This is a genomic window from Brachyspira hampsonii (assembly GCF_002214805.1).
Lineage (GTDB): Bacteria > Spirochaetota > Brachyspiria > Brachyspirales > Brachyspiraceae > Brachyspira > Brachyspira hampsonii.
This window is the reverse complement of sequence record NZ_CP019914.1, coordinates 270816-292525: the sequence shown is the minus strand read 5'-3', so window position 1 is coordinate 292525 and position 21710 is coordinate 270816. Positions and strand designations below refer to the sequence as shown.

The 21710-nt window shown below is 27.8% G+C and carries 17 protein-coding genes; 12 read left to right on the top strand and 5 right to left on the bottom strand.

Features of this window, described 5'->3' with window-relative positions:
• Positions 1–111: 111 nt before the first annotated feature.
• The 4 genes from uppP to thrB all read left to right on the top strand — a co-directional run bounded on the left by uppP (position 112) and on the right by thrB (position 6721).
• Positions 112–921, top strand: coding sequence for an undecaprenyl-diphosphatase UppP (uppP, locus tag BHAMNSH16_RS01075; protein ID WP_008731531.1), 810 nt, complete (start codon positions 112–114; stop codon positions 919–921).
• Between the two features lie 24 nt (positions 922–945).
• Entirely contained in the window at positions 946–4506 is a 3561-nt protein-coding gene (locus tag BHAMNSH16_RS01070; protein ID WP_069732169.1) for a DNA translocase FtsK, read from the top strand.
• A gap of 218 nt (positions 4507–4724) precedes the next feature.
• Positions 4725–5780, top strand: a complete 1056-nt coding sequence (gene thrC / locus BHAMNSH16_RS01065; RefSeq protein WP_008726870.1) for a threonine synthase — start codon at positions 4725–4727, stop codon at positions 5778–5780.
• Positions 5777–6721, top strand: coding sequence for a homoserine kinase (thrB, locus tag BHAMNSH16_RS01060; RefSeq protein WP_008726869.1), 945 nt, complete (start codon positions 5777–5779; stop codon positions 6719–6721). The genes thrC and thrB overlap by 4 nt, the downstream gene beginning before the upstream one ends.
• Before the next feature lie 57 nt (positions 6722–6778).
• Here the strand turns inward: thrB and BHAMNSH16_RS01055 are convergent, their stop codons facing one another.
• Together BHAMNSH16_RS01055 and pepF are read right to left on the bottom strand one after the other, a co-directional pair.
• The gene (locus BHAMNSH16_RS01055; RefSeq protein WP_008726867.1) at positions 6779–6982 is read right to left on the bottom strand and encodes a TM2 domain-containing protein; all 204 of its coding nucleotides are present in this window, start codon (positions 6980–6982) and stop codon (positions 6779–6781) included.
• Positions 6983–7118: 136 nt separating this feature from the next.
• Positions 7119–8939: an oligoendopeptidase F gene (gene pepF / locus BHAMNSH16_RS01050; RefSeq protein WP_069732170.1), complete on the bottom strand. Its 1821-nt coding sequence runs from the start codon at positions 8937–8939 to the stop codon at positions 7119–7121.
• A gap of 129 nt (positions 8940–9068) precedes the next feature.
• On the opposite strand from pepF, the gene BHAMNSH16_RS01045 reads away from it, so the two are divergent.
• The 5 genes from BHAMNSH16_RS01045 (at position 9069) to BHAMNSH16_RS01025 (ending at position 13330) form a co-directional block, all read left to right on the top strand.
• The gene (locus tag BHAMNSH16_RS01045) at positions 9069–9395 is read left to right on the top strand and encodes a hypothetical protein (protein WP_206193861.1); all 327 of its coding nucleotides are present in this window, start codon (positions 9069–9071) and stop codon (positions 9393–9395) included.
• A 28-nt stretch (positions 9396–9423) separates the two neighbouring features.
• Entirely contained in the window at positions 9424–9780 is a 357-nt protein-coding gene (locus tag BHAMNSH16_RS01040; RefSeq protein WP_069732171.1) for a hypothetical protein, read from the top strand.
• 62 nt (positions 9781–9842) lie between these two features.
• The gene (locus BHAMNSH16_RS01035; RefSeq protein WP_008726711.1) at positions 9843–11690 is read left to right on the top strand and encodes a bifunctional metallophosphatase/5'-nucleotidase; all 1848 of its coding nucleotides are present in this window, start codon (positions 9843–9845) and stop codon (positions 11688–11690) included.
• Positions 11691–11826: 136 nt separating this feature from the next.
• Positions 11827–12408, top strand: a complete 582-nt coding sequence (gene nadD / locus BHAMNSH16_RS01030; RefSeq protein WP_008726714.1) for a nicotinate (nicotinamide) nucleotide adenylyltransferase — start codon at positions 11827–11829, stop codon at positions 12406–12408.
• Between the two features lie 22 nt (positions 12409–12430).
• Positions 12431–13330 carry an ABC transporter substrate-binding protein gene (locus BHAMNSH16_RS01025; RefSeq protein ID WP_008726716.1) on the top strand — a complete coding sequence of 300 codons (900 nt, stop codon included), beginning with the start codon at positions 12431–12433 and terminating at the stop codon, positions 13328–13330.
• 48 nt (positions 13331–13378) lie between these two features.
• On the opposite strand, the gene BHAMNSH16_RS01020 is transcribed toward BHAMNSH16_RS01025, so the two are convergent.
• The 3 genes from BHAMNSH16_RS01020 to gyrB form a co-directional block, all read right to left on the bottom strand.
• Positions 13379–13681, bottom strand: a complete 303-nt coding sequence (locus BHAMNSH16_RS01020) for a PTS sugar transporter subunit IIB (RefSeq protein WP_008726718.1) — start codon at positions 13679–13681, stop codon at positions 13379–13381.
• 16 nt (positions 13682–13697) lie between these two features.
• Positions 13698–14663 (bottom strand): NAD(P)-binding domain-containing protein, encoded by a 966-nt coding sequence (locus BHAMNSH16_RS01015; protein ID WP_008726720.1) that lies wholly within the window; start codon positions 14661–14663, stop codon positions 13698–13700.
• Positions 14664–14730: 67 nt separating this feature from the next.
• Positions 14731–16641, bottom strand: coding sequence for a DNA topoisomerase (ATP-hydrolyzing) subunit B (gyrB, locus tag BHAMNSH16_RS01010; protein ID WP_008726722.1), 1911 nt, complete (start codon positions 16639–16641; stop codon positions 14731–14733).
• Between the two features lie 193 nt (positions 16642–16834).
• Between gyrB and BHAMNSH16_RS01005 the strand changes: the two genes are divergently transcribed.
• The 3 genes from BHAMNSH16_RS01005 (at position 16835) to BHAMNSH16_RS00995 (ending at position 21637) form a co-directional block, all read left to right on the top strand.
• Positions 16835–19375, top strand: a complete 2541-nt coding sequence (locus tag BHAMNSH16_RS01005) for a helicase C-terminal domain-containing protein (RefSeq protein WP_069732172.1) — start codon at positions 16835–16837, stop codon at positions 19373–19375.
• 117 nt (positions 19376–19492) lie between these two features.
• Positions 19493–20686: a hypothetical protein gene (locus tag BHAMNSH16_RS01000; RefSeq protein ID WP_069732173.1), complete on the top strand. Its 1194-nt coding sequence runs from the start codon at positions 19493–19495 to the stop codon at positions 20684–20686.
• 57 nt (positions 20687–20743) lie between these two features.
• The gene (locus BHAMNSH16_RS00995) at positions 20744–21637 is read left to right on the top strand and encodes an Rpn family recombination-promoting nuclease/putative transposase (RefSeq protein WP_069732174.1); all 894 of its coding nucleotides are present in this window, start codon (positions 20744–20746) and stop codon (positions 21635–21637) included.
• Positions 21638–21710 lie beyond the last annotated feature (73 nt).

The window sequence follows — 21710 nt, the reverse complement described above, 5'->3', positions numbered from 1 at the left end:
ATAATCCATTATTATATATTATCATAATATAGTTGACATAATTTTTTACTATTGCTTTTTTTAAACTATCCGAAAATCATACAGATATTATGTAAACAATGGGGTAGTTTAATGATTAAGGCTGTAATACTTGGTTTTGTTCAGGCCATAACGGAATTTCTGCCGGTTTCAAGTTCCGGTCATTTAAGAATAACAGAATACTTTTTAAATTTTCATGCAGAAAACATACTATCATTTGAAGTAGCACTTCATTTCGGTACATTTTTGGCTACATGCTTAATATTCCGTAAAGATATAATAAATGCTATCACAGGTTTTTTCTCAGGACTTAAAGATGTTAAAAATGCCAGTAAAAATAGTGAAGGCTTCAGAATATCTTTAATGGTGATAATAGCTTCTATACCTGTTGCTATAGTAGGACTATTATTAGAAAAATATTTAAGCAATTTAGATTTACAAAGAATAGGACTTAACCTTATTATAACAGGTTCTATACTTCTTCTTACTAGAAAATTAGATAAAAATACTTACAGCGATGATTTAAAAGATGTATTTACTATGACTTATAGGAATGCATTTATAATAGGTTTAGCACAGTCGATTGCAATATTTCCGGGTATATCAAGATCCGGCATGACTATAAGTGCCGCTTTATTTTTGGGCTTAAATAGAGATTTAGCAGGAAGATTTTCTTTCTTAATATCATTACCTGCCATATTTGGAGCTTTATTATTATCAATAAAAGATATTGCTGACTTTGATATTACTTATGCTTTGGTAGGATTTTTTACAGCATTTGTATTTGGTATTATAGCTTTAAAATTCCTTCTTTCTTTTTTGAAGAAGGGTAAACTTTTCTATTTCGGATTCTATTGTCTTATAGCCGGAATGGCAGTTTTTTTCTATTTTTTTCAGGTATGATTTTTTAAGTATTGGAGTTTTATTATGATGGGATTATTTAAAAGAAAATTAACAATACAAAAAAGAGCAGAACAAAAAAAGTTTGAACAGAAATCAGAGAATGAAAAATTTGATGATTATATTCAGGAAGAATATGAAAATAGAAATCCTTTTTTTGATATAGTGGGCTTTTTATGTCTTTTATTTGCTGGCATACTTCTTCTTTCATATTTTAGTATGAATATGGAAGATTTAAATTCAAATAATGAAATTAAAAATTTATTAGGTATATTTGGTGCTTATATATCAAGCTATTCATTTTTAGCATTTGGTTTTGCATCTTATATTATACCGGCATTTTTTATATATGCAGGAGTAAATATTATATTAAGAAATTCTACTGATAGAATATTAATATCAGCATTATCATCTTCCATATTGATGATACTTCTTAGTATATTATTAAATATATTTTTAGGAAGTTTAGATTTTTATAATAAAGGTGGAATGCTAGGTGAGTTTATAGGAGGTTCTTTAGTATCAATATTTGGAAATACTGGTGCTATCATGATAGTAATTTCAGGACTTGTAATAACTGCTATTGTATTTGCTAAAGTTTCTATAATGGATTTGGTTAATTATTTCAGAAATATGGTTAGAAATGTTGATTTTGAGAAAATCAAAGATATAGAACAGAAAGTGGTTAATGGCATAAAAGATTTAGAAATAAAATCAATGAAAAATACTGAAACTGCTCATCAGACTGATGATAAAGAAAAAATATATTCCAGAGATTATGTTCCTTTATTCTATACTAAAGAAATTTCAGAATTAGAGTTTAAAACTGTGCCATTTATAGAGAAGGTAGAAAATAATAATTATAATTTTGATGAAAAGAAATACAGAGAAACATTATTGAGAAGAAATAAATCTGAGGATAGTTTTTTCAGTGCCTCTAATTCATTCAGCAAAGAAGCTGAGAATATTACAAATGAATTAAAAAACATGCATTTTAATGGCGGGATAAATGTAAATGCATTAGAAAATAGAGAAGAAGATTTAGGGCTTACTTTGGCAGAAGTTGTTTTTGGAAAAGAAAAAGCTAATAGAAATAATCCTATACATAACAGCAGTATGGAAATGGAAGATGATTTTTATAGAAGTTATTATAATGACTTCATAAATAAAAAAAAAAATGAAGAATTAAAAGAAACAGAAAATAATGATTATAAGGAATTTGAAGGGCTTGATTACAATATCAATTATTTAAAAAAATCAGATTTTAAAAGGGCTGCTTATGATGATTCAGTTGATAATTATTCAAAATATAATGTTGAAGATCAATATATAAGAGCTAACAGCAATTCAGAAAGTTATGAAAATTATATATATGATTATTCTGATATAGAAGAATCAAATATTAATGAAAATATTGAGGCAGAGGATAGTTTTGAAAAACTGCAGAGACTAGTTGAAGAGAATAAAAAAAATAAAGAAAATGAATTGAATGAAGTATATGAAGTGCATAATAATATTGACAATATTGCAGAAACTAAAAAAGAAGAAGATAAAAAAGAATATGTTTTAACTTCAAATAATGTCGGAAGAAGTGTAAACAGCAGCAGCAATAAAAAAGAAGCATTTGAATTTGCTATGGGATATGCATCAAAAAGAGTGTATAACAGAGCAGATCATATACCAAATTATAATAATCATCATAATAATTATTCTGACAATAAAATAGATGAATTTGATTTGGATGAAGAAGAACTTTATAATGCAGATTCTAATATAGAAGATATACGATTAAAAACTAGAATTGTAAATACTACAGATAATATAAATAATGATGAAAACTTATCAGAATCTAATAATAATTTAGATAATAGTATAAATGAAAATATAGAGAATAATAATATAATTGATAGTCCTATATTAAAAGAATCAGAAGAAATAAATGAAACTGATAATGAAAAAGATAATAATGCCGCTCATATAAATAATGCTCGTCAGGAAGAAGCAGGATTTATAAATATAGAATCTCAAAAAACAGTTGATACATTAAAGCCTATGAAATCTGTTATAGGTACTAAATCAATTAAAAATTTTGACAGAGATCGTATACAGTCAAATTTTGATACTAAATATGTTGATAAGCATTATAAGCATCCGCCTTTTGATTTATTAAATAGATCTATACCTGTAAATGACGGAGCTATGATGGAATCTATTAAACAGACTGCCATGCAGCTTGAACATACTTTATTAGATTTCAATATAGAAGCAAAAGTTACAGGAGTATCAAGAGGTCCTGTTATTACTAGATATGAATTAGAGATTGCATCCGGAATAAGAGTGTCAAAAATATCCAACCTTACAGATAATATAGCATTGGCTTTGGCATCTGAAAGTGTAAGGATAATAGCACCCATACCCGGACGATCTGTTATAGGAATAGAGATACCTAATAAAGTGAGAAATGCCGTTTTCTTAAGAGATGTACTTGAAAGCACAGATTTTAGACAATCTAAATTAGACATACCATTTGTATTAGGAAAGGGGATATATGGAAATAATGTTGTATCAGATATGTCAGAAGCTCCTCACTTGTTAGTTGCAGGTACTACTGGTTCTGGTAAAAGTGTTTGTCTTTCTACTATAATACTTTCACTTTTATATAAGTTTAGACCAGATGAACTTAAATTTATATTTGTAGATAAAAAGAGAGTAGAGCTTTCTATATATAACGGAATACCGCATTTGATGTCGCCTGTAGTTTCTGATGAGAAAAAAGCTACTATAGTATTGAGATACATTGTAGATATAATGGAAAAGAGATACGAGAGAATGGAAAGATTTTTCGTAAGAAATGTTAAAACTTATAATGAAAAGGTCAGACAATTACTTAAAGAAGGCGAAACAGAATTTAACGGAGAGCCTTTAGAATTATTTCCATATATAGTTTTGGTTATAGATGAGCTTCATAACTTAATGGTTGTAGCTTCAAAAGAAGTTGAGGATTTAATATCTCGTTTGGCTGGAATGAGTAGGGCAGTCGGCATACATTTAATTATAGCTACACAAAGACCTTCTGCTGATGTTGTTACAGGAGTTATAAAAGCTAATCTTCCAACTAGAATAGCATTCCAAGTACCTAACAAAACCAATTCAAGAATCATAATTGACATGTCAGGTGCTGAACAGTTATTGGGTAAAGGAGATGCTTTATTTTGTGCTTCCGGAAGTCAAATGCCTGATAGGATACAGGGTGCTTTTGTATCTGATAATGAAGTTAAGAAGGTTGTTGATTATTTATCCGGACAGATGTCTCCTATGTTTGATGAGAGCTTGATTGCTGCCTTAGAGGGAAGCGATGCCGATGATAAAAATACTGATGAAGAAGATATACTTGATGAGGAGCTTTGGGAGGATGCAGTTCAGTTGGTTGCAAGAACAGGTAAGGCTAGTGCTTCATTTCTTCAAAGACGCTTAAAAATAGGATATAACAGAGCTGCAAGAATAGTGGAGATAATGGAGCGTCAGGGTATAGTAGGACCTGAAAATGGAAGCAAGCCTAGAGAGGTATTAATTACTTTAGATGAATAATATTAATAATTATAAAATTAATTAGAAGCTATCAAATATTTATATACATGTTTATACCTATCTTAAAAACAGGAGAATTAAAAAATAATTAATTCTCTTGTTTTTTAATAAATTTATTATTATCTTAATTAAGAACTTGAAAAATTATTATTTATATTATATGCTTATTAAATACTATCGAGTGTAATTTTTTAATTAAATCAAAAAAGGATAAAATTATGAAATCATGGAAAGGACTCTTGAGAGAATACAGAAAATATTTACCTGTAACAAATAAAACCCCATTAATAACCTTGCATGAAGGAAATACCCCTTTGATAAAAGCTGAAAGGATAGGAAGGGATTTAGATATAGAATTATATTTAAAATATGACGGACTTAATCCTACAGGTTCTTTTAAAGACAGAGGTATGGTAATGGCTGTTGCTAAAGCACTTGAAGGCAGAGATACTAAAGCTATAATGTGTGCTTCTACAGGAAACACATCTGCATCTGCTGCTGCGTATGCTGCTAGAAGCGGTATAGATTGTATAGTTGTTATACCTGACGGAAATATTGCTTTGGGTAAATTAGCTCAGGCTTTGATGTATGGTGCTAAAGTTATAGCTATTAAAGGAAATTTTGATGAGGCTCTAAAGGCTGTTGTTGATATTACGAATAAATATCCTATTACATTAGTAAACTCTATTAATCCTTTCAGACTTCAGGGACAAAAGACTTCAGCATTTGAAATTTGCGATGTTTTAGGAAAAGCTCCTGATTATTTAGCTGTACCTGTTGGAAATGCTGGAAACATATCGGCATATTGGATGGGTTTTAAAGAATATAAAGAAAATGGAAAAATATCTAATCTTCCAAAGATGATAGGTTTTGAGGCTGAAGGCTGTGCTGCTATAGTACAAAATAAAATAATAGAGAATCCTCAAACATTAGCTACTGCAATAAAAATAGGAAATCCTGCCAGTTGGAAACTTGCTGTTAAAGCTTCTAAAGAATCTAAAGGATTTATTAATTCCGTTACTGATGATGAGATATTAGAGGCCTATAAAATGCTTACAATAGAAGAAGGTGTATTTGCAGAACCTGCTTCTGCTGCTTCGCTTGCTGGTGTAATAAAAAGCCGTAAAGATGGAAAAATAAAGAAAGGAGATACTGTTGTTTCTGTATTAACAGGAAACGGACTTAAAGATCCTGACAATGCAATTAAAATCTGTAATGAGCCTATAAGAGTTGATAACAATATAGAAGAAATAAGGAAAGCCATAGGAATATGATAATGAATAAATCTGACAATAAGAAACTTGTAACTTTTAAAATACCTGCTACATCTGCAAATATTGGTTCCGGATTCGATAGTGTAGGTCTTGCTTTAGATTTATATAATGAAATACATATATACTCAAATGATAATTCAAAAAAAATAGAATTTGAAATAAGCGGAGAAGGTCAAAACGAGATATCAAAAGACAATAATATGATACTTGATGCTATGAAATTGGTATATAAAAGATTAAAGTTAAAGCCGGATAAAGGATATATAATAAAATGCATAAATAGAATACCGCTTTCAAGAGGGCTTGGAAGCAGTTCTGCCGCTATCATAGGAGGACTTCTTTCTGCTAATTATATACTTGGAAATAAACTTTCTATTGAAAATGATATATTAAATATGTCAGTTCAGCTTGAAGGACATCCTGATAATGTATCGCCTGCTATATTAGGAGGTATTATATCTGGCGTAGTTCGTAAAGATGAGGATTTTAAATATGTAAAAATAAAACCGCCTAAAGGTTTAAAAGCTGTGATTGCTATTCCTGATTTTTATTTGAGCACAGAAACTGCTAGAAATGCACTTCCTAAAGAAATAACTTTCAAAGATGCTATATTTAATATTTCTAGAGCAGCACTTCTCACTTCTGCGTTATTTACAAATAGATTTGATTTACTTGAAGTTGCTACAGATGATAAACTGCATCAGGATTACAGAGCTAAATTTATACCGGGCTTAAAAGATTTATTTAAGAATACTAAAACTGCAGGAGCATATTCTGTTACAATAAGCGGAGCTGGTTCTTCTGTACTTTCACTTGTAAAAAATGATGAAAATATAATTAAAAAAGTTTCTGAAGCTATGAAAAGCAGCTTTAATAAAAAGAAAATAAACTGTGAAATAAAAGTTTTGAATATACCTCAAAAAGGTGTTATAATAAAATAGATTTTTAATTATTTAATAAAAGGTTAGTATATTAAAATACTAACCTTTATTTATTAATTATTTTCTTAATTTTCTTCCTTCTTTATCAGTAAATTGATCTAATAGTATCATTACAATATCTATAATGTACCATATACCAAATCCTCCTGCAGTAAGCCAATATAATATGCCTGTTCCTATTTTTCCAACATAGAATCTGTGAACAGGAAGAAATATTGCAAAAAGCAAAGTAACAACCCAGCTTCTATCTGAAACTTCCATAATGTCTCCTTAAAATTTATTTACATTTATAATTATATATTAAATTATAAAAAATAGAAGTATTATATTGTATAATAAAAAAAGCTGACATATAAAAAATGCCAGCCTTAAAATCAAAAACTAATAATTAATTAAATCAATTTAATGCCTTCAATTCCTCAACCTCTTTAGCAAATAATTTCAAAGCACTTTCTACTACTTTAGGTTTAGTCATATCTACACCGGCAACTTTTAAATTCTCTATAGGAGTTCTGCTTCCTCCGCTTTTTAAGAATTTTAAGTAATTATCTCTGTTTGTATAATCATTCTTAGCATTTCCTTCAAGCACTCCGTTAGATAAAGCAACAGCAGCAGACATACCTGTAGCATATTTATAAACATAGAATGAGCGGTAGAAATGAGGTATTCTCAAAGCCTCTAAATCGCTTGTTTCTTCAAGTACAGCTTTTTCTCCGAAATATTTTTTAAGCAAATCTTTATAGACTGTTCTTATAAGCTCTAATGTTGTTGGATTGCCTTCTTCAGCTTCTTTATGAATAATATGCTCAAACTCTGCAAACATAGTCTGTCTGAATACTGTAGCAACAAATCCGTTTATATCTTTATTAAGTAAGAATGCCTTAACTTCTTTTTTGCTTTCATTTTGCATAAAATAATTAAATAAAAGTTTTTCATTAAAAGTGGATGCAACTTCTGCCTCAAATATACTGTAGTCATGATGCTGAAAAGGATTATTTTTTCTGCTGTAGTAACTATGCATACTATGTCCTGCTTCATGTGCCAATGTAAATACTGATTCAATACTTTCATCTCTGAAGTTCATTAATATATAAGGCTCTGATGTATAGCATCCTGCAGAGAATGCACCGCTTGTTTTACCTTTATTTTCGTATTTATCAACCCATCTTGAATTGAGTCCTTTTGTAAGAGTTGATACATATTCTTCGCCTAAAGGAGATAATGCTTTACTTAAAACTTCTATAGCATCATCAAATGTATGATGTATTTTAACATCTTTAACAACAGGGGCATATTTATCATACTGTCTGAAATCATTAATTCCTAATTTATCAGCACAGTATTCATAATAGCTATGTACAGCAGGCAAAGCATTATGCACACTTTCAATTAAACTATCATAAACGCTTACAGGTATATCATCAGCAAATAATTCCATTTCACGAACACTGTTATAGTTTCTTATTTTGGCATCAAATATATCCTGTTTGATTTGGCTTGCATAAAGCTCTGCCAAAGTATTTTTATGTTTATCATATTCTTTATAAAATTGATTATAACTGTTTTTTCTTATTTCTCTGTCTTGGCTTTCTTGGAAACTAGAGAATGTTGCATGTGTTAATGGCGTTTTTTCTCCATTATATTCTAATTCACCGAAATTCAAATCAGCATCATTTAAAGTATCAAAAACATTTGAAGCTGTTGAAGCTAATTCGCCTTGTAATGCTAGTATTCTTTCCTCTTTTTCTGATAATGTATGAGGCTTATATTTTAGTATATTTCTTAAGTATATTAAATAATCTTTTAATACTTCATCTTTCAAAAAGCTATTCATCTTTTCATCATCTATACTCATTAATTCAGGATCAAAGTAACTTAAATTGGCGGAAATCTCTGAAGAGAGTTTTGCAAATCTAGCCACTTTCACATTAGAATCATTATTTGTTAAATCTTCTGTTTGTTTTAAAAAAGCATAAGAGCCTAGTTTATCTAATATAATAGAAGCATTCATTATAGAGTCTAATATATTTTTTAATTCAGCGGCTGATTTTGAAAGATTTCCTTTGAACTTTACAGCTTCTTTTGAAAAATCTTCCATTGCTTTAAAATCTTTTTCAAACTCATCATCATTTTTATATAATAAAGTCAAATCCCAAGTATCTTCTATTTTTACATCTTTTCTTTCTGTTAAAGTATTTGATTTATTTTCATTACTCATATAATATTTTCTCCTTAATAATTATTTTATATAAAAACATATATAATCAATATTTGTAAATTATAACATAATATTATATTTTACAAAATAAAAAATAATTATATAATAGGAGAGTATAAAATAATTATTTTGAGGCAGTATATTATTTTTAATGAAAAAACAGCTAAAGAGCAAATTAAAGAATTAAATAAAATTATAGAAAATAACAAACTATCTAAATTAAATAATGAATTAGAAAAAATATTATATAGTGAGTTAAAATCAGGAAATAAAATAAGAGAAATATCAGTTGGAGGCTTTGGAGATGAAGATCATTTGTTTATTTTATTAGATAAGCCTTTTACTTCAAAAATAGAAATATATACTGTAAGATATACAGAAATTAATGATCCGTATTATTGGAAGGAAGAATATACAGATTTACTAAATAAGCAGACTTTAGCTTGTTATTTTTAAATAATAATACAAAATTAAAGAGGTAAAAATGGAAAATTTAAATTTGAATGATATAGAACAAATAATGACTTTTTATTTGATATTCAATTTCGTTATATTTGCATGTATTATATATATTATAATACATTTAATTTTTAGACTGCTTCCTAAAAAACAAGAAGAAAAAAGTAAAGATAATAAGAAAAATAAATCCTCAAATAAAAAGAAAAAGAAAGATATTATAGATTTATTTTGGACTGAAGATAAAGACAGCAGAGGAAGAACAATATTTAAAAGAAGTTTTTTAATAGTTCTAATAATATTTACATTATATTATATATTTAACTCTATTAATTTCATAATAGCTAATATTGATGTAGTAAAAAAAGTTTTAAAAATTGAATAATTATATATATTTTATTTTATATATGTTATAATTAATAAATAAATTAAATATTGGGGAAATATATGAGAAGGGGCTATATAATAATGAGTATTTTTTTATCAACATTACTTGCGTCTATATCATGTAATAATAATAAAGATAGAGTTTATCCTGAAGGTGAAGTAAATTTTACTATAGTTGAGACAACAGATATTCATGGAATGATTTTTCCATATAATTTTATTACCGATGAAGAAGAAACTACTTCTATGGCTCATATATCTTCATATTTGAAACAGTTAAAAAATGAAGGCAGAACTATTTTATTGTTAGAAAATGGGGATTCCTTACAAGGTCAGCCAACAGTTTATTATTATAATTTCGTAGCTACTAATGAACCGCATATATGGTCGGAAGTTTTAAATTATATGAATTATGATGTTATAGGAGTTGGAAATCATGATGTTGAGGCTGGGCATAGTGTTTATGATAAACTTGTAAAGGAATTAAAAGCTCCTTTGGTAGCTGCTAACCTAATAGATGAAAATAGTAAAGAGCCTTATTTTAAACCTTACACTATAGTAGAAAAAAATGGTGTAAAAATAGCAGTACTTGGACTTATGGAGCCTGCAATAGATAGACAGTTACCAAAAGTTTTATATGAAGGATTAGCTACTGAGGATATGGTAGAATCTGCTAAAAAGTGGATTAAAATTATAAAAGACAAAGAAAATCCGGATATGATTATAGGGCTTTTTCATGCAGGAGCCAATCATACAGATGATAAAGAGACTTACAAAAATGAAAATGCTAGTCAATTAGTAGCTGAGCAGGTTGATGGTTTTGATATTATACTTGTGGGACATGATCATCAAGGCTGGTCTGGATTAGGTTATGATGAAACTTCAAAGCAAAAAACTAAAGAGGTCAGAAGTCCTAGCGGAAAGATAGTGCCGATATACGGAGGAGTTAATTCGGCTAGATATATAGCTTCTATTGATGTTTCTATGATTTATAATAAAGATAATAAAACTTGGGATATAAAGTTTAATGGTGATTTATTAGATCCTTCTCAGTTTGAAGCAGATAAGGAATTTTTAGAAAAGTTTGCTGATGCAAGGGCCAATATAGAAGAATGGGTAAGCAGAGATATAGGTAATTTAAATACTAAATTAGTTTCAGATGAGGCTATATTTGGAGACAGCTATTTCTTAAGCCTAATACATCAATTGCAGTTTAAAATAGCTGAAAAAGAACTTGGAGAAAAGGCCGATATATCTTTTGCGGCTCCTTTAAGTAAAGATGCCGTTTTGAATAATGGTATAATAAAAGTAAAAGATATGTTTAGTTTGTATCCTTATGAGAATTTCTTCTATGTTATGAAATTGACAGGAAAGCAGATTAAAGATATTATGGAATATTCTTATGGAAGATGGTTTAATACTATGAATGATATTAATGATCATTTAATAGCTTTCAAGAAAGATTCCAATGGGCAATTAATATTTAATAACAGATATAATTCTTATGATACAATAACACCTTCATATAACTATGAGAGTGCTGCAGGGTTAAATTATACTGTTGATGTAACTAGACCTAATGGTGAGAAAGTTATTATAGAATCTTTTTCTGACGGAAGACCTTTTGAGTTAGATAAAGAATATAAAGTTGCTATTAACTCTTATAGAGGAAGCGGCGGCGGCGGACATCTTACTCAAGGTGCGGCAATAGATTTAAAAACATTACAGAATATGGATTTGGTATTAAAATCTACAGATAAAGATTTAAGGTACTATATAATAAATTGGTTTGAAGAACAAAATGGAGCCATTACAGTTGAAAAACTTAATAATTGGAAAGTAATTCCTGAAGATTATGTTCAGGCTGGAAAGAAAAAAGATTATAAACTTTTATATCCTGATAATTAATATTAAATAAATATTTAACTGCAATATATAAATTAAGCCTATTTTAATAATTATTAATCTATCATAAATTATTATTGCAAATTATTAAGCTAAATATTAAAATGTATGACAAAATTAAATATAGGTTTTATAAATTATGAAAATAGCTATTCTAGGCGGTACTTTTGATCCTCCTCATTTAGGGCATTTAATATTGGCTGATACTGTTATAACTAACTGCAATTATGATAAAGTAATTTTTATACCGGCAAAAATTCCTCCCCATAAAAATATAAGCGGCGAGGTGTCAAATGAAGACAGACTTAATATGCTTAAATTTTCTATAGAAAATGATGAAAGATTTTTATTAGATGAATATGAACTTCGTAATGAAGGAGTTTCATATACTATAAATACATTGAATTATCTGCATAAAAATTATGATATTGATGGAAAAATCGGACTTATAATAGGTGCTGACTTGGTAAAAGATTTTGATAAATGGAGAGAGCCTGAAAGAATTGCTGAGATATCAGATATAACTGTTGTAAATAGGGAAGATGATAAAAATCTATATAAAGAAAATATTGATAAATATAATATTAAAGTTATAATGGCACCTCGTGTAGATATATCATCAAGTCTTATTAGAAATAGAATAAAAGAAAAAAAAGGATTCAGATATTTTATAACAGAAAAAGTTTATGATTATATAGTATCAAAGAAATTATATTTATAAAATTTAGAAATGGGAAAATAAAATGAAAAAAATAAAGTTAATATTTATAATACTTTTTATTTTTATAGGCAGTCTTTATACTCAGGAAATGTATCTTCTTAGCGGCCCTACAGGAATAGGGGGATTAAAAATGCTTAAAGATTATAAGGGAGTAAATATTCATTTTGTAAATGCTCCTAATAATATGCTTTCATTAATAGTTAAAGGGGAGGCTGATATAGCGGCAATTCCTGCTAATATGGCGGCTATAATTTTTAACAGACAATTAGATTATAAAGTTATTGCTGTAATATCAGAAACTCAGCTTTTTATAGTATCAGCAAATGAAAAAATACAAACTATAAATGATATAAAAAATAAAACTGTATACTGCGGTACTAAATTGGCAGCACCAGATTTGATGCTTCAGTATTTAATATCAAAAGAAAATTTGCCTAAAGTTAATATTAATTATTCTTTAAGTAATCCTGATTTAGCAAAAGCAGTTGCATCAAAAAATGCAGATATTGCAATATTGCCTGAACCTTTTGTATCTTCTGCTATGCTTGAAAATAAAGATGTGCATATAGTTGTTGAAATGTCTAAATATATTGAGAAGTATCCTGTAGCAGTTCTTATTGCGAAAAATAGTTTTATTAATCATAATAGGGCATTAGTTAATGAAGTGCTTCAAGAATATAAAAAATCTACTGATTATATAATAAATAATAAAAATGAAATAGAAACTCTGATAAAAGATTCATCTATGATAATTAATGCTAAAGCTGCTGTTTATGGTATGAATAGAATGGGACTTACTTTTTATAGCGGTGAAAAAATGAAATTTGCTTTGAACAGTTATTATAATTTTTTATACAATTTTGATAAGAAATTAATAGGAAATAGAATACCTTCAAATGAATTCTATTATATAGAAAAATAATATATTGCTGCATAATACAATTATTTTGAATTATGCAGCATATTATAATTATTTATGTTTTAATTCATCTAAATATTCTGAAGCCTCAAGTTTTTGTTTAAACTCTTCTTCAGATAATATATTTGTTATCCCTATTACTTTAGTACCGTTTTGTTCGGTATGTTTGAAATCATCAATAAAGCTATTAGGGCAGAAAATTAAATCATAATCGCCTGTTTTACAATGATTCATATCGCAATGGTCAATTGATAAATTTTCTACTCCTAATTTTATCAAAGCCATTTGAGCTTTTTCTTTCATCATTAAACTAGTGCCTGTTCCATTTGCACAAACTACCAATACTTTTAACATAATTAACTCCCGATTATTAAGAATTCTTTACTAATTCATGTATATATTTAACTATATCAAATCCTGCATTTAATGCTTTAGCAATAGATCCGCCTGATTTATATAGTATATCTCCTGCTATAAATAAATTTTTAACTGAGCTTTCATGATTTTCATTAACTTTAGGTACTCCAAACTCATCTAATTCTATATTGCATCTTTTTAAGAAGTCTACAGGAGCAACACCTCCTAATGCATATATTACTCTGTCATAAGTATCTTCTGTACCATCAGTATAATGTACTAATACTTTTCCCTCTTTATCTTCTATTGAAGTTATATCAATTCCAAGTTTTGCTTTTACCTTTCCGCTTGCTATATCTTCTTTAATAGTTTCCAAATTCTTTTCATTTGGTCTTGTGAATTCAGCTTTTCTATAGTTAATTGTAACATCATTGTCTTTTCCTAACAAATAAGCATATTCAACAGCTGAATTTCCTCCGCCTACAACCAAAACTTTTTCATTTTCTTTGCATTTATAAATATTGAAATTTACTACAGCATTAAGACTAGCCGGTATAGGATAATCTGGTTTATTAGGTCTTCCCATTTTACCAATAGAAGCCACAACATATTTTGCTGTATATTTTTTATTATCAGAAGTGTTTACATCTAAATATTCTCCATTTTTCTCTATAGATTCAACTTCAGTATTAAACATAGCCTCTATATAGTTTCCGAATAAACATTCGCTGAATAAGTCCAATACATCGCCTTTGGTTGCAGTTTCAAATTTTATGTTTCCCTTTAAATCTAAAGCCTCACCCTTATAATCTTTATCAACTCTTTTATCATCTTTATAAAATTTTCTGATAGTTGTGGAGTGATTATCTCCTTTTTCTATTAAAAGAACTTTTTTTATTTCTAATATAGAAGCCTCAACAGAAGCAGCAATTCCTCCCGGACCGCCTCCTACTATAATTAAGTCATATTTATTATCCATAATTTTCTCCTTTTTTTAAATATATAATTAAAATACATTTGAAACAGAGATATTTACAAATATGTAATTAAACATCTAAATTTTTAACATATCTTGCATTAGATTCAATAAAATCTCTCCTAGGTTTAACCTCATCGCCCATAAGCATAGAGAATAATTGATCAGCTTTTTCTGCATCCTCCGTTAATACCTGATACATAAGTCTTGTTTCCGGATTCATAGTAGTTTCCCATAATTGGTCAGCATTCATTTCACCTAAACCTTTATATCTCTGTATATCATATTTTCTGTCTTTATTTTCAGATAAAATTTTATCTCTTTGTTCATCAGAATAAGCATATACAAAATTTTTCTTGTCAAAACTTATTTTATACAATGGGGGAACAGCTATAAATATATGACCTAAATCTATTAAAGGACGCATATATCTAAAGAAGAATGTTAAAAGCAAAGTTCTTATATGAGAGCCGTCAATATCAGCATCAGCCATTATAATAACTCTTCCATATCTTATCTTTGATATATCAAATGAAGAACCAACGCCGCATCCTAACGCTGCTATTATAGGCTTCAAACTTTCATTATCTATGATTTTGTCTAGTCTAGCTTTTTCTACATTCAAAACTTTACCTCTAAGCGGTAAAATGGCTTGGAAATGTCTGTCCCTTCCTCCTTTAGCAGTACCGCCTGCAGAGTCTCCCTCTACAAGATATACTTCGCATTTATCAACTTCCTGCTCTGAACAGTCAGCTAATTTTCCCGGTAAAGAATCGCTTTCTAATGCATTTTTTCTTCTGGCTAAATCTCTTGCCTTTCTTGCAGCTTCTCTAGCCTGTGCAGCAGATATTATTTTTTCTAATATAGCCTTTATAACTTTTGGGTTTTGTGAGAAATAGTCATTTAAACCTTCCACTACAAGTTTTTCAGTTACAGCACGAACTTCTGTATTTCCTAATTTAGTTTTTGTCTGTCCTTCAAACTGAGGATTAGGTATTTTTACAGATACTACAGCAACCAAACCTTCTCTTGTATCCTCTCCCATAAATGTTATTTTATTTTTTTTATCTAATTCAAGTTTTTTGGCAAAATCAGTATAAACTCTTGTTAAAGCAGTTCTGAATCCAACTAAATGAGTACCGCCTTCTGTTGTATTAATATTATTACAGTATGTAAATATATTTTCATTATAAGCATCAACATACTGCATAGCTACTTCTACATCAGTTTTATCCTCTGTTTTATGAAGATAAATAGGTTTGTCATGCAATGCTTTTTTATTCTCATTAAGGTGGGTAATGAACATCTCTATACCGCCCTCATAGTAGAATTCATTGCTTACAACTTCAGCTTCTCTTTTGTCTGTAAGTGTTATTCTTATGCCTCTGTTTAAGAAAGCTAATTCTCTTAATCTGTTTGCAAGAATCTTATAGTCATATATTGTGGTTTCAAATATATCAGCATCAGCTTTAAATGTTACAGTTGTTCCTGTTTTTGTGCTTGTACCCACTTCTTTTACAGGCTCTTCCGGAACTCCTCTATGATATACTTGTCTGTATAATTTACCGTCTTTATTAACTTCAGCTATTAACTCTGTACTTAAAGCATTAACTACAGATACACCAACACCATGCAAACCGCCTGATACTTTATATGTTTCATTATCAAATTTACCGCCGGCATGCAATTTAGTCATAACAACTTCTAAAGCAGAAATCTTTAGTTTAGGATGCATATCTACAGGTATGCCTCTTCCGTCATCTTCTACTTTTATTATATTATCTTTTTCTATAGTAACAGTTATATTCTTACAATATCCTGCCATAGCTTCATCTATACTATTGTCTACAACCTCATATACTAAGTGATGCAAACCTTGAGCACCTGTAGAGCCTATGTACATACCAGGACGCTTTCTAACAGGGTCTAATCCTTCTAAAACTTGAATGTTTTTCGAGCTATATGTTTTTTCTGCAGCCATATTTGTAATTTTCCTCTTTAATTTGTTTTCAAATTTTAATGAATATATTATACAATGAATAGCTAAATATTACAAATCAAAATTACAGTGTTTTTGTAAAAAAGTTAGAATATTCTAATTTTTTATTTGTGATTTTAAATATAAAATTAATAATTGACAAAGATTTCGATATATACTATATTATTATACTAATATGAATAATAATTATGCAAAAGAAATAGATAATGTATTTTCCATAGATGCAATTAATTATATGAGAAAGGCAATAGTAGATGCCTATGGTAATGAAGTATATTTTGGAATAAATTTTAATGCTTATGGAATACTTGATTATATAGAAGTTATGGCAAGGGGAAATAAAGACTCTGTACCTGCTATAATATCATTGTCATTGGAGTTTGATGCAGTAATTCATAATCATCCTTCAGGACAGCTTACTCCATCAAGAGCGGATTTAGCAATAGCAAGCGAACTTGGAAATAATGCAGGTGTAGGTTTTTATATAGTTAATAATGATGTTGAAGACTATTATGAAGTTGTAAAGCCTATAAAAGCAGAAAATGTTAAAACTATAGATGTTCCTGATGCTTTATATATGTTTACAGAAAATGGGCTTTTAAGTCAATTATTAAAAAAGTACGAATACAGACAGGAACAGACTGAATTAGTTGAAGCTACTATAGAGGCATTTAATAATAATAAACATTTAATATCGGAAGCTGGTACTGGAATAGGAAAATCTTTTGCATATTTAATACCTGCTTTACTATGGCTAAAAGAAAATAAAACAAGAATAGTTATTTCTACAAACACTATAAATTTACAGGAGCAGATTATTTCAAAGGATATACCTTCTATTATAGGGGGAATTGCTCCGAATGTGAAATATGCTTTGGTTAAGGGCCGAAATAATTATGTATGCATCAAAAAAGTAAAAGATGCTTTGAATGATACTGATAAACTAGATTTTGAAGAGCAGATAAATTTCTTTGAAGATATAGATCATTGGCTTAATATAACTAAAGACGGTTCTATAACAGATTTAGGATATAAACCTAAAGGCGAATTATGGGAAATGGTTTGCTGCGATACTGATACTTGCACTCATAGAAAATGCGAATATTTAGAAGACTGCTACTTCTATAAAATGCGTAAGCAGTTAAATGCAGCTCAGTTACTGATAGTTAATCATCATATACTTTGTGCAGATTTATCTTTATACGCTGAAACTGCAGGACGATATAGTCTTCTTCCAAGATATACAAAAGTTTTAATCGATGAAGCACATAATTTTGAAAACTCAGCTTCAAGTTACTTCGGTGATGAAGGAAGTAAAAACGGAATATTAAAAGCACTTTTCTATATTTCAAGGATAAAGAAAAATAAAAGACTTGGGGTTATAGAAAGTATTAACAATATGCTCAATGAAAAAAAATCATTAATTGAAAAGCATGAATATGATGAAATACTTGATTTAATAAATAAAGCACATGATTTAACTTCAAGGGTTAGGAATGTTGTTGAAGATAAATCAAAAGAGTTTATAAATTACTGTCATAAAAATATACAGACGAAAGAGGGGTTAGGATATAAATTCAGAATAAGCCCAGAGCTTGTAAGCACTAATCATTGGAAAAATGACGGATTAAAGCCTCTTAGAGAAATGGTGCTTTCAATGACTTCACTTGTGAACATATGTGATAAATTATATAAAAAGTTTTTTGATATTGCTATTGAAAAAGATTTTGATTATGAAGAAATTGCTCAAATGTCTAATGCTTATTTGGAGAGACTTAAAAGACAATTAGTATCATTAAACTCTGTAATAGATTATAAAAAAGATGAATATATAAGATGGGTAGAAACAAGGCTCACAAAAAAAGGAAATCTTATTCTTAATTGGCATTTAACACCTGTAACAGTAGCAAAGAATTTAAATGATTTTCTATATTCAAGATTTGATACTGTGGCAATGTACTCAGCTACTTTAACTGTTTCTAAGAGTTTTAATTTCTTTTCAAACAGATTGGGTTTTGATTATATAGAAAAAAATAAAAAAATAGAAATATATTTAGAATCTCCATTCAATTATGAAGATAATGCAAGACTATATATTGCAACTGATATGCCTGATGTGGCTTCTGATACTTTTAATGATTTCACCTCAAAGGTATTATTAGATGTATGTAATATCACAGGAGGAAGGGCTTTTATATTATTCACATCTTTTGCCTCTCTTGTAAATGTATATGAAAACACAGCTGAAAAATTAAAATCTAAAAATATAAATGCTTTGGCTCAGACTGCTTCTGTACATAGACATACTTTACTTGATATGTTTAAAGCATCTTCCAATAATGTACTATACGGAGTAGATTCTTTCTGGGAGGGAGTTGATGTAGCAGGTAAAAATTTAGAAGTAGTTATTATACCAAAACTTCCTTTTGCTGTACCTACTGATCCTATAAGCGAAGGAAGATACAGATATATTGAAGAAAATGGAGGAAATGCATTTTTAGATTATGCTTTGCCTTTTGCTGTTATAAAGTTCAAACAGGGATTCGGACGCCTTATAAGAAGCAAAGATGACATAGGTGTTGTATTTGTTCTTGATAAAAGACTTTACACAAAAACTTACGGTACTCAATTTATTCAATCACTTCCTAATGCTAAAATTTTAAGAGGAAGTATGAGAGAAATTTTCAATGATATGAATAATTTTTTTGATTATTAAATTTTAATATATTATCTATATTCAACAATGTCAAGCACATAAATACTTTACAATTTATAATTATAGATTATAATCAATTGTCAATTATTAATAAAAAAATAATAAAGGTTATGAAAAATGTCTGAAAATAAGTTAATGAATTTAAGCAGTAAAAAAATAATATATTTTGTATTAGTATTTATATTAATGATAATTTCTTCTATTCCTGCGAATGTATATATATTATTCGTTGATACTACATACGCATACGATGCTGAAAAATTAATTTACAATATGATTTTTAATAGTTTTTATTTTCAAGTGTTTTACTTTTTCTGCTATTCATTTTTATTTAGTGTAAACAGCAATTTTGAAAATGTTAATAAAAAGACAATACTAATAACATTTTTGTCATTTTTACTTGTATTTTTGCTTAGCATATTTACTTCTTCTCCTTTAAAAGATGAAATACCTAATATGCTTGATTTTTTTATGTCTAATATAATGATTAATAAAAGCATATTATCTTATATAATGTTTTTTATTATAATACTTTTAGCTGATAACAATTTTAAAAATAATACATATAATAGTTTTACTAAGATAGGAGATATAATTTTCTTTTCTACAATAGCAGCAATTATTGCATTTGTATTTTGGGTATTTATTGTTTTTTTATATGATAAATTTATTTTTAGAGCTGATATATTAAGTGATTTAGAACCGTTAATAGAAAAACTTATTTTTATGTCTATTGTATTCGTTCTTTCTCTAATACCTTTTATATTTTTCTTTGTACAAAAGAGATTTAAAACTGTTTTATCAATATATATTTCAAGAGCATTATTATTTTTATATTCATTTTTAATATTTGTTTCATTTTTTGCATTACTATATGAACCTATAAGACCTTTTTACAATACCAAGTCTTTTATAATTTATAATGCATTATTAATTTTATCTGTTTTAAGTTTATACTTCATAAGAGCGGACTATAAGGCTGGGATTATAACAAAGGCAATGTATATAATATTTCCAATACTAGCATTTTTATTTAATATATTAGTATTAAGTTCGAGCATATACAGAGTAACTATTTCTGAAGTTAAAATAAATTACATTTCTATTACTGTTCTTAATACAATAACAGCTGTTAATTTAATATACATAATAGTACAAAATATAAGTTCTATAATAAAAATATTAAAAAACAATATCAATATAAATGATGCTGTTATTGGAAATAATAAAATATATAACTTCATTTATATTTATGGTATTTACTCTTTTATTTTTTCTTTTATAGCTCCTATAATAGCTCAATTTTTATAAAAAATATATAAATTCTATAAACTTTACTTTTATAATGATTTTTTGTATAATAATATTATGAAAGAAATTAACAGACTTAATGATTTATTTGTACGATATCTAATTGGTACTGAAGGTGATGAGGATATATTAGAAAATATTGTGAATTCTGTTTTAAATAACGCTGGTTTTGAGTCTGTATGCAATCTCGAAATTATCAATCCTTACAATTTACCTGAAAATGAAAATTTAAAAGAATCAATACTTGATGTTAAAGCAAAAACTAAAGATGGTAAAAAAATAATTATTGAAATACAGTTGGTAGGAAATAATAATTTTGTGAAAAGAATATTCTATTACATAGCAAAAAATATTGTGTCAGAATTAAGAGAAAATGATGCTTATATTAATGTTAGCCAAATGATAAGTATTAGTTTTATAAATTTTAATTTGAATATAGGAACTGAATATGATATAAAAAAAGAACATAAATGTTTTACCTTTGCTGAAATAAATAATCCTAATATAAAATTAGATATGGTTCAAGTACATTTTATAGAAATAAAAAGGTTTGTAGATATATTAAAAAGCATAAATAAAGATGATTATAATAAAAATAAACTTTTGTCTTGGATTGATTTTTTTACGACTAAAGATTTAGAAAAAGATATTAATAAACTTATAGGAGGAAATAAAATTATGAATAAGGTTATAGATAAATATAAAAGATTTGTAGCCGATGAAAAAGAAATGTCAGCCTATAATGAAAGGGATACTTTTCTCTATGGACAAGCAGTTATGCTTGAATATGAAAGAGAGGAAGGAAGGAAAGAAGGAAGACTAGAAGGTATTAAAGAAGGCATTAAAGAAAATCAAATATTAACTGCTAAAAACATGAAAAATAAAAATATGGATATTAATCTCATAAGCGAATTAACAGGATTAAGTATAGAAGAAATAAAAAACTTGTGAACATCCATCAAGTTTACTTAATAGATATTGTTAGTGAACAAGTTTTTTATAAACTATGGAAGAAATAGAAAAA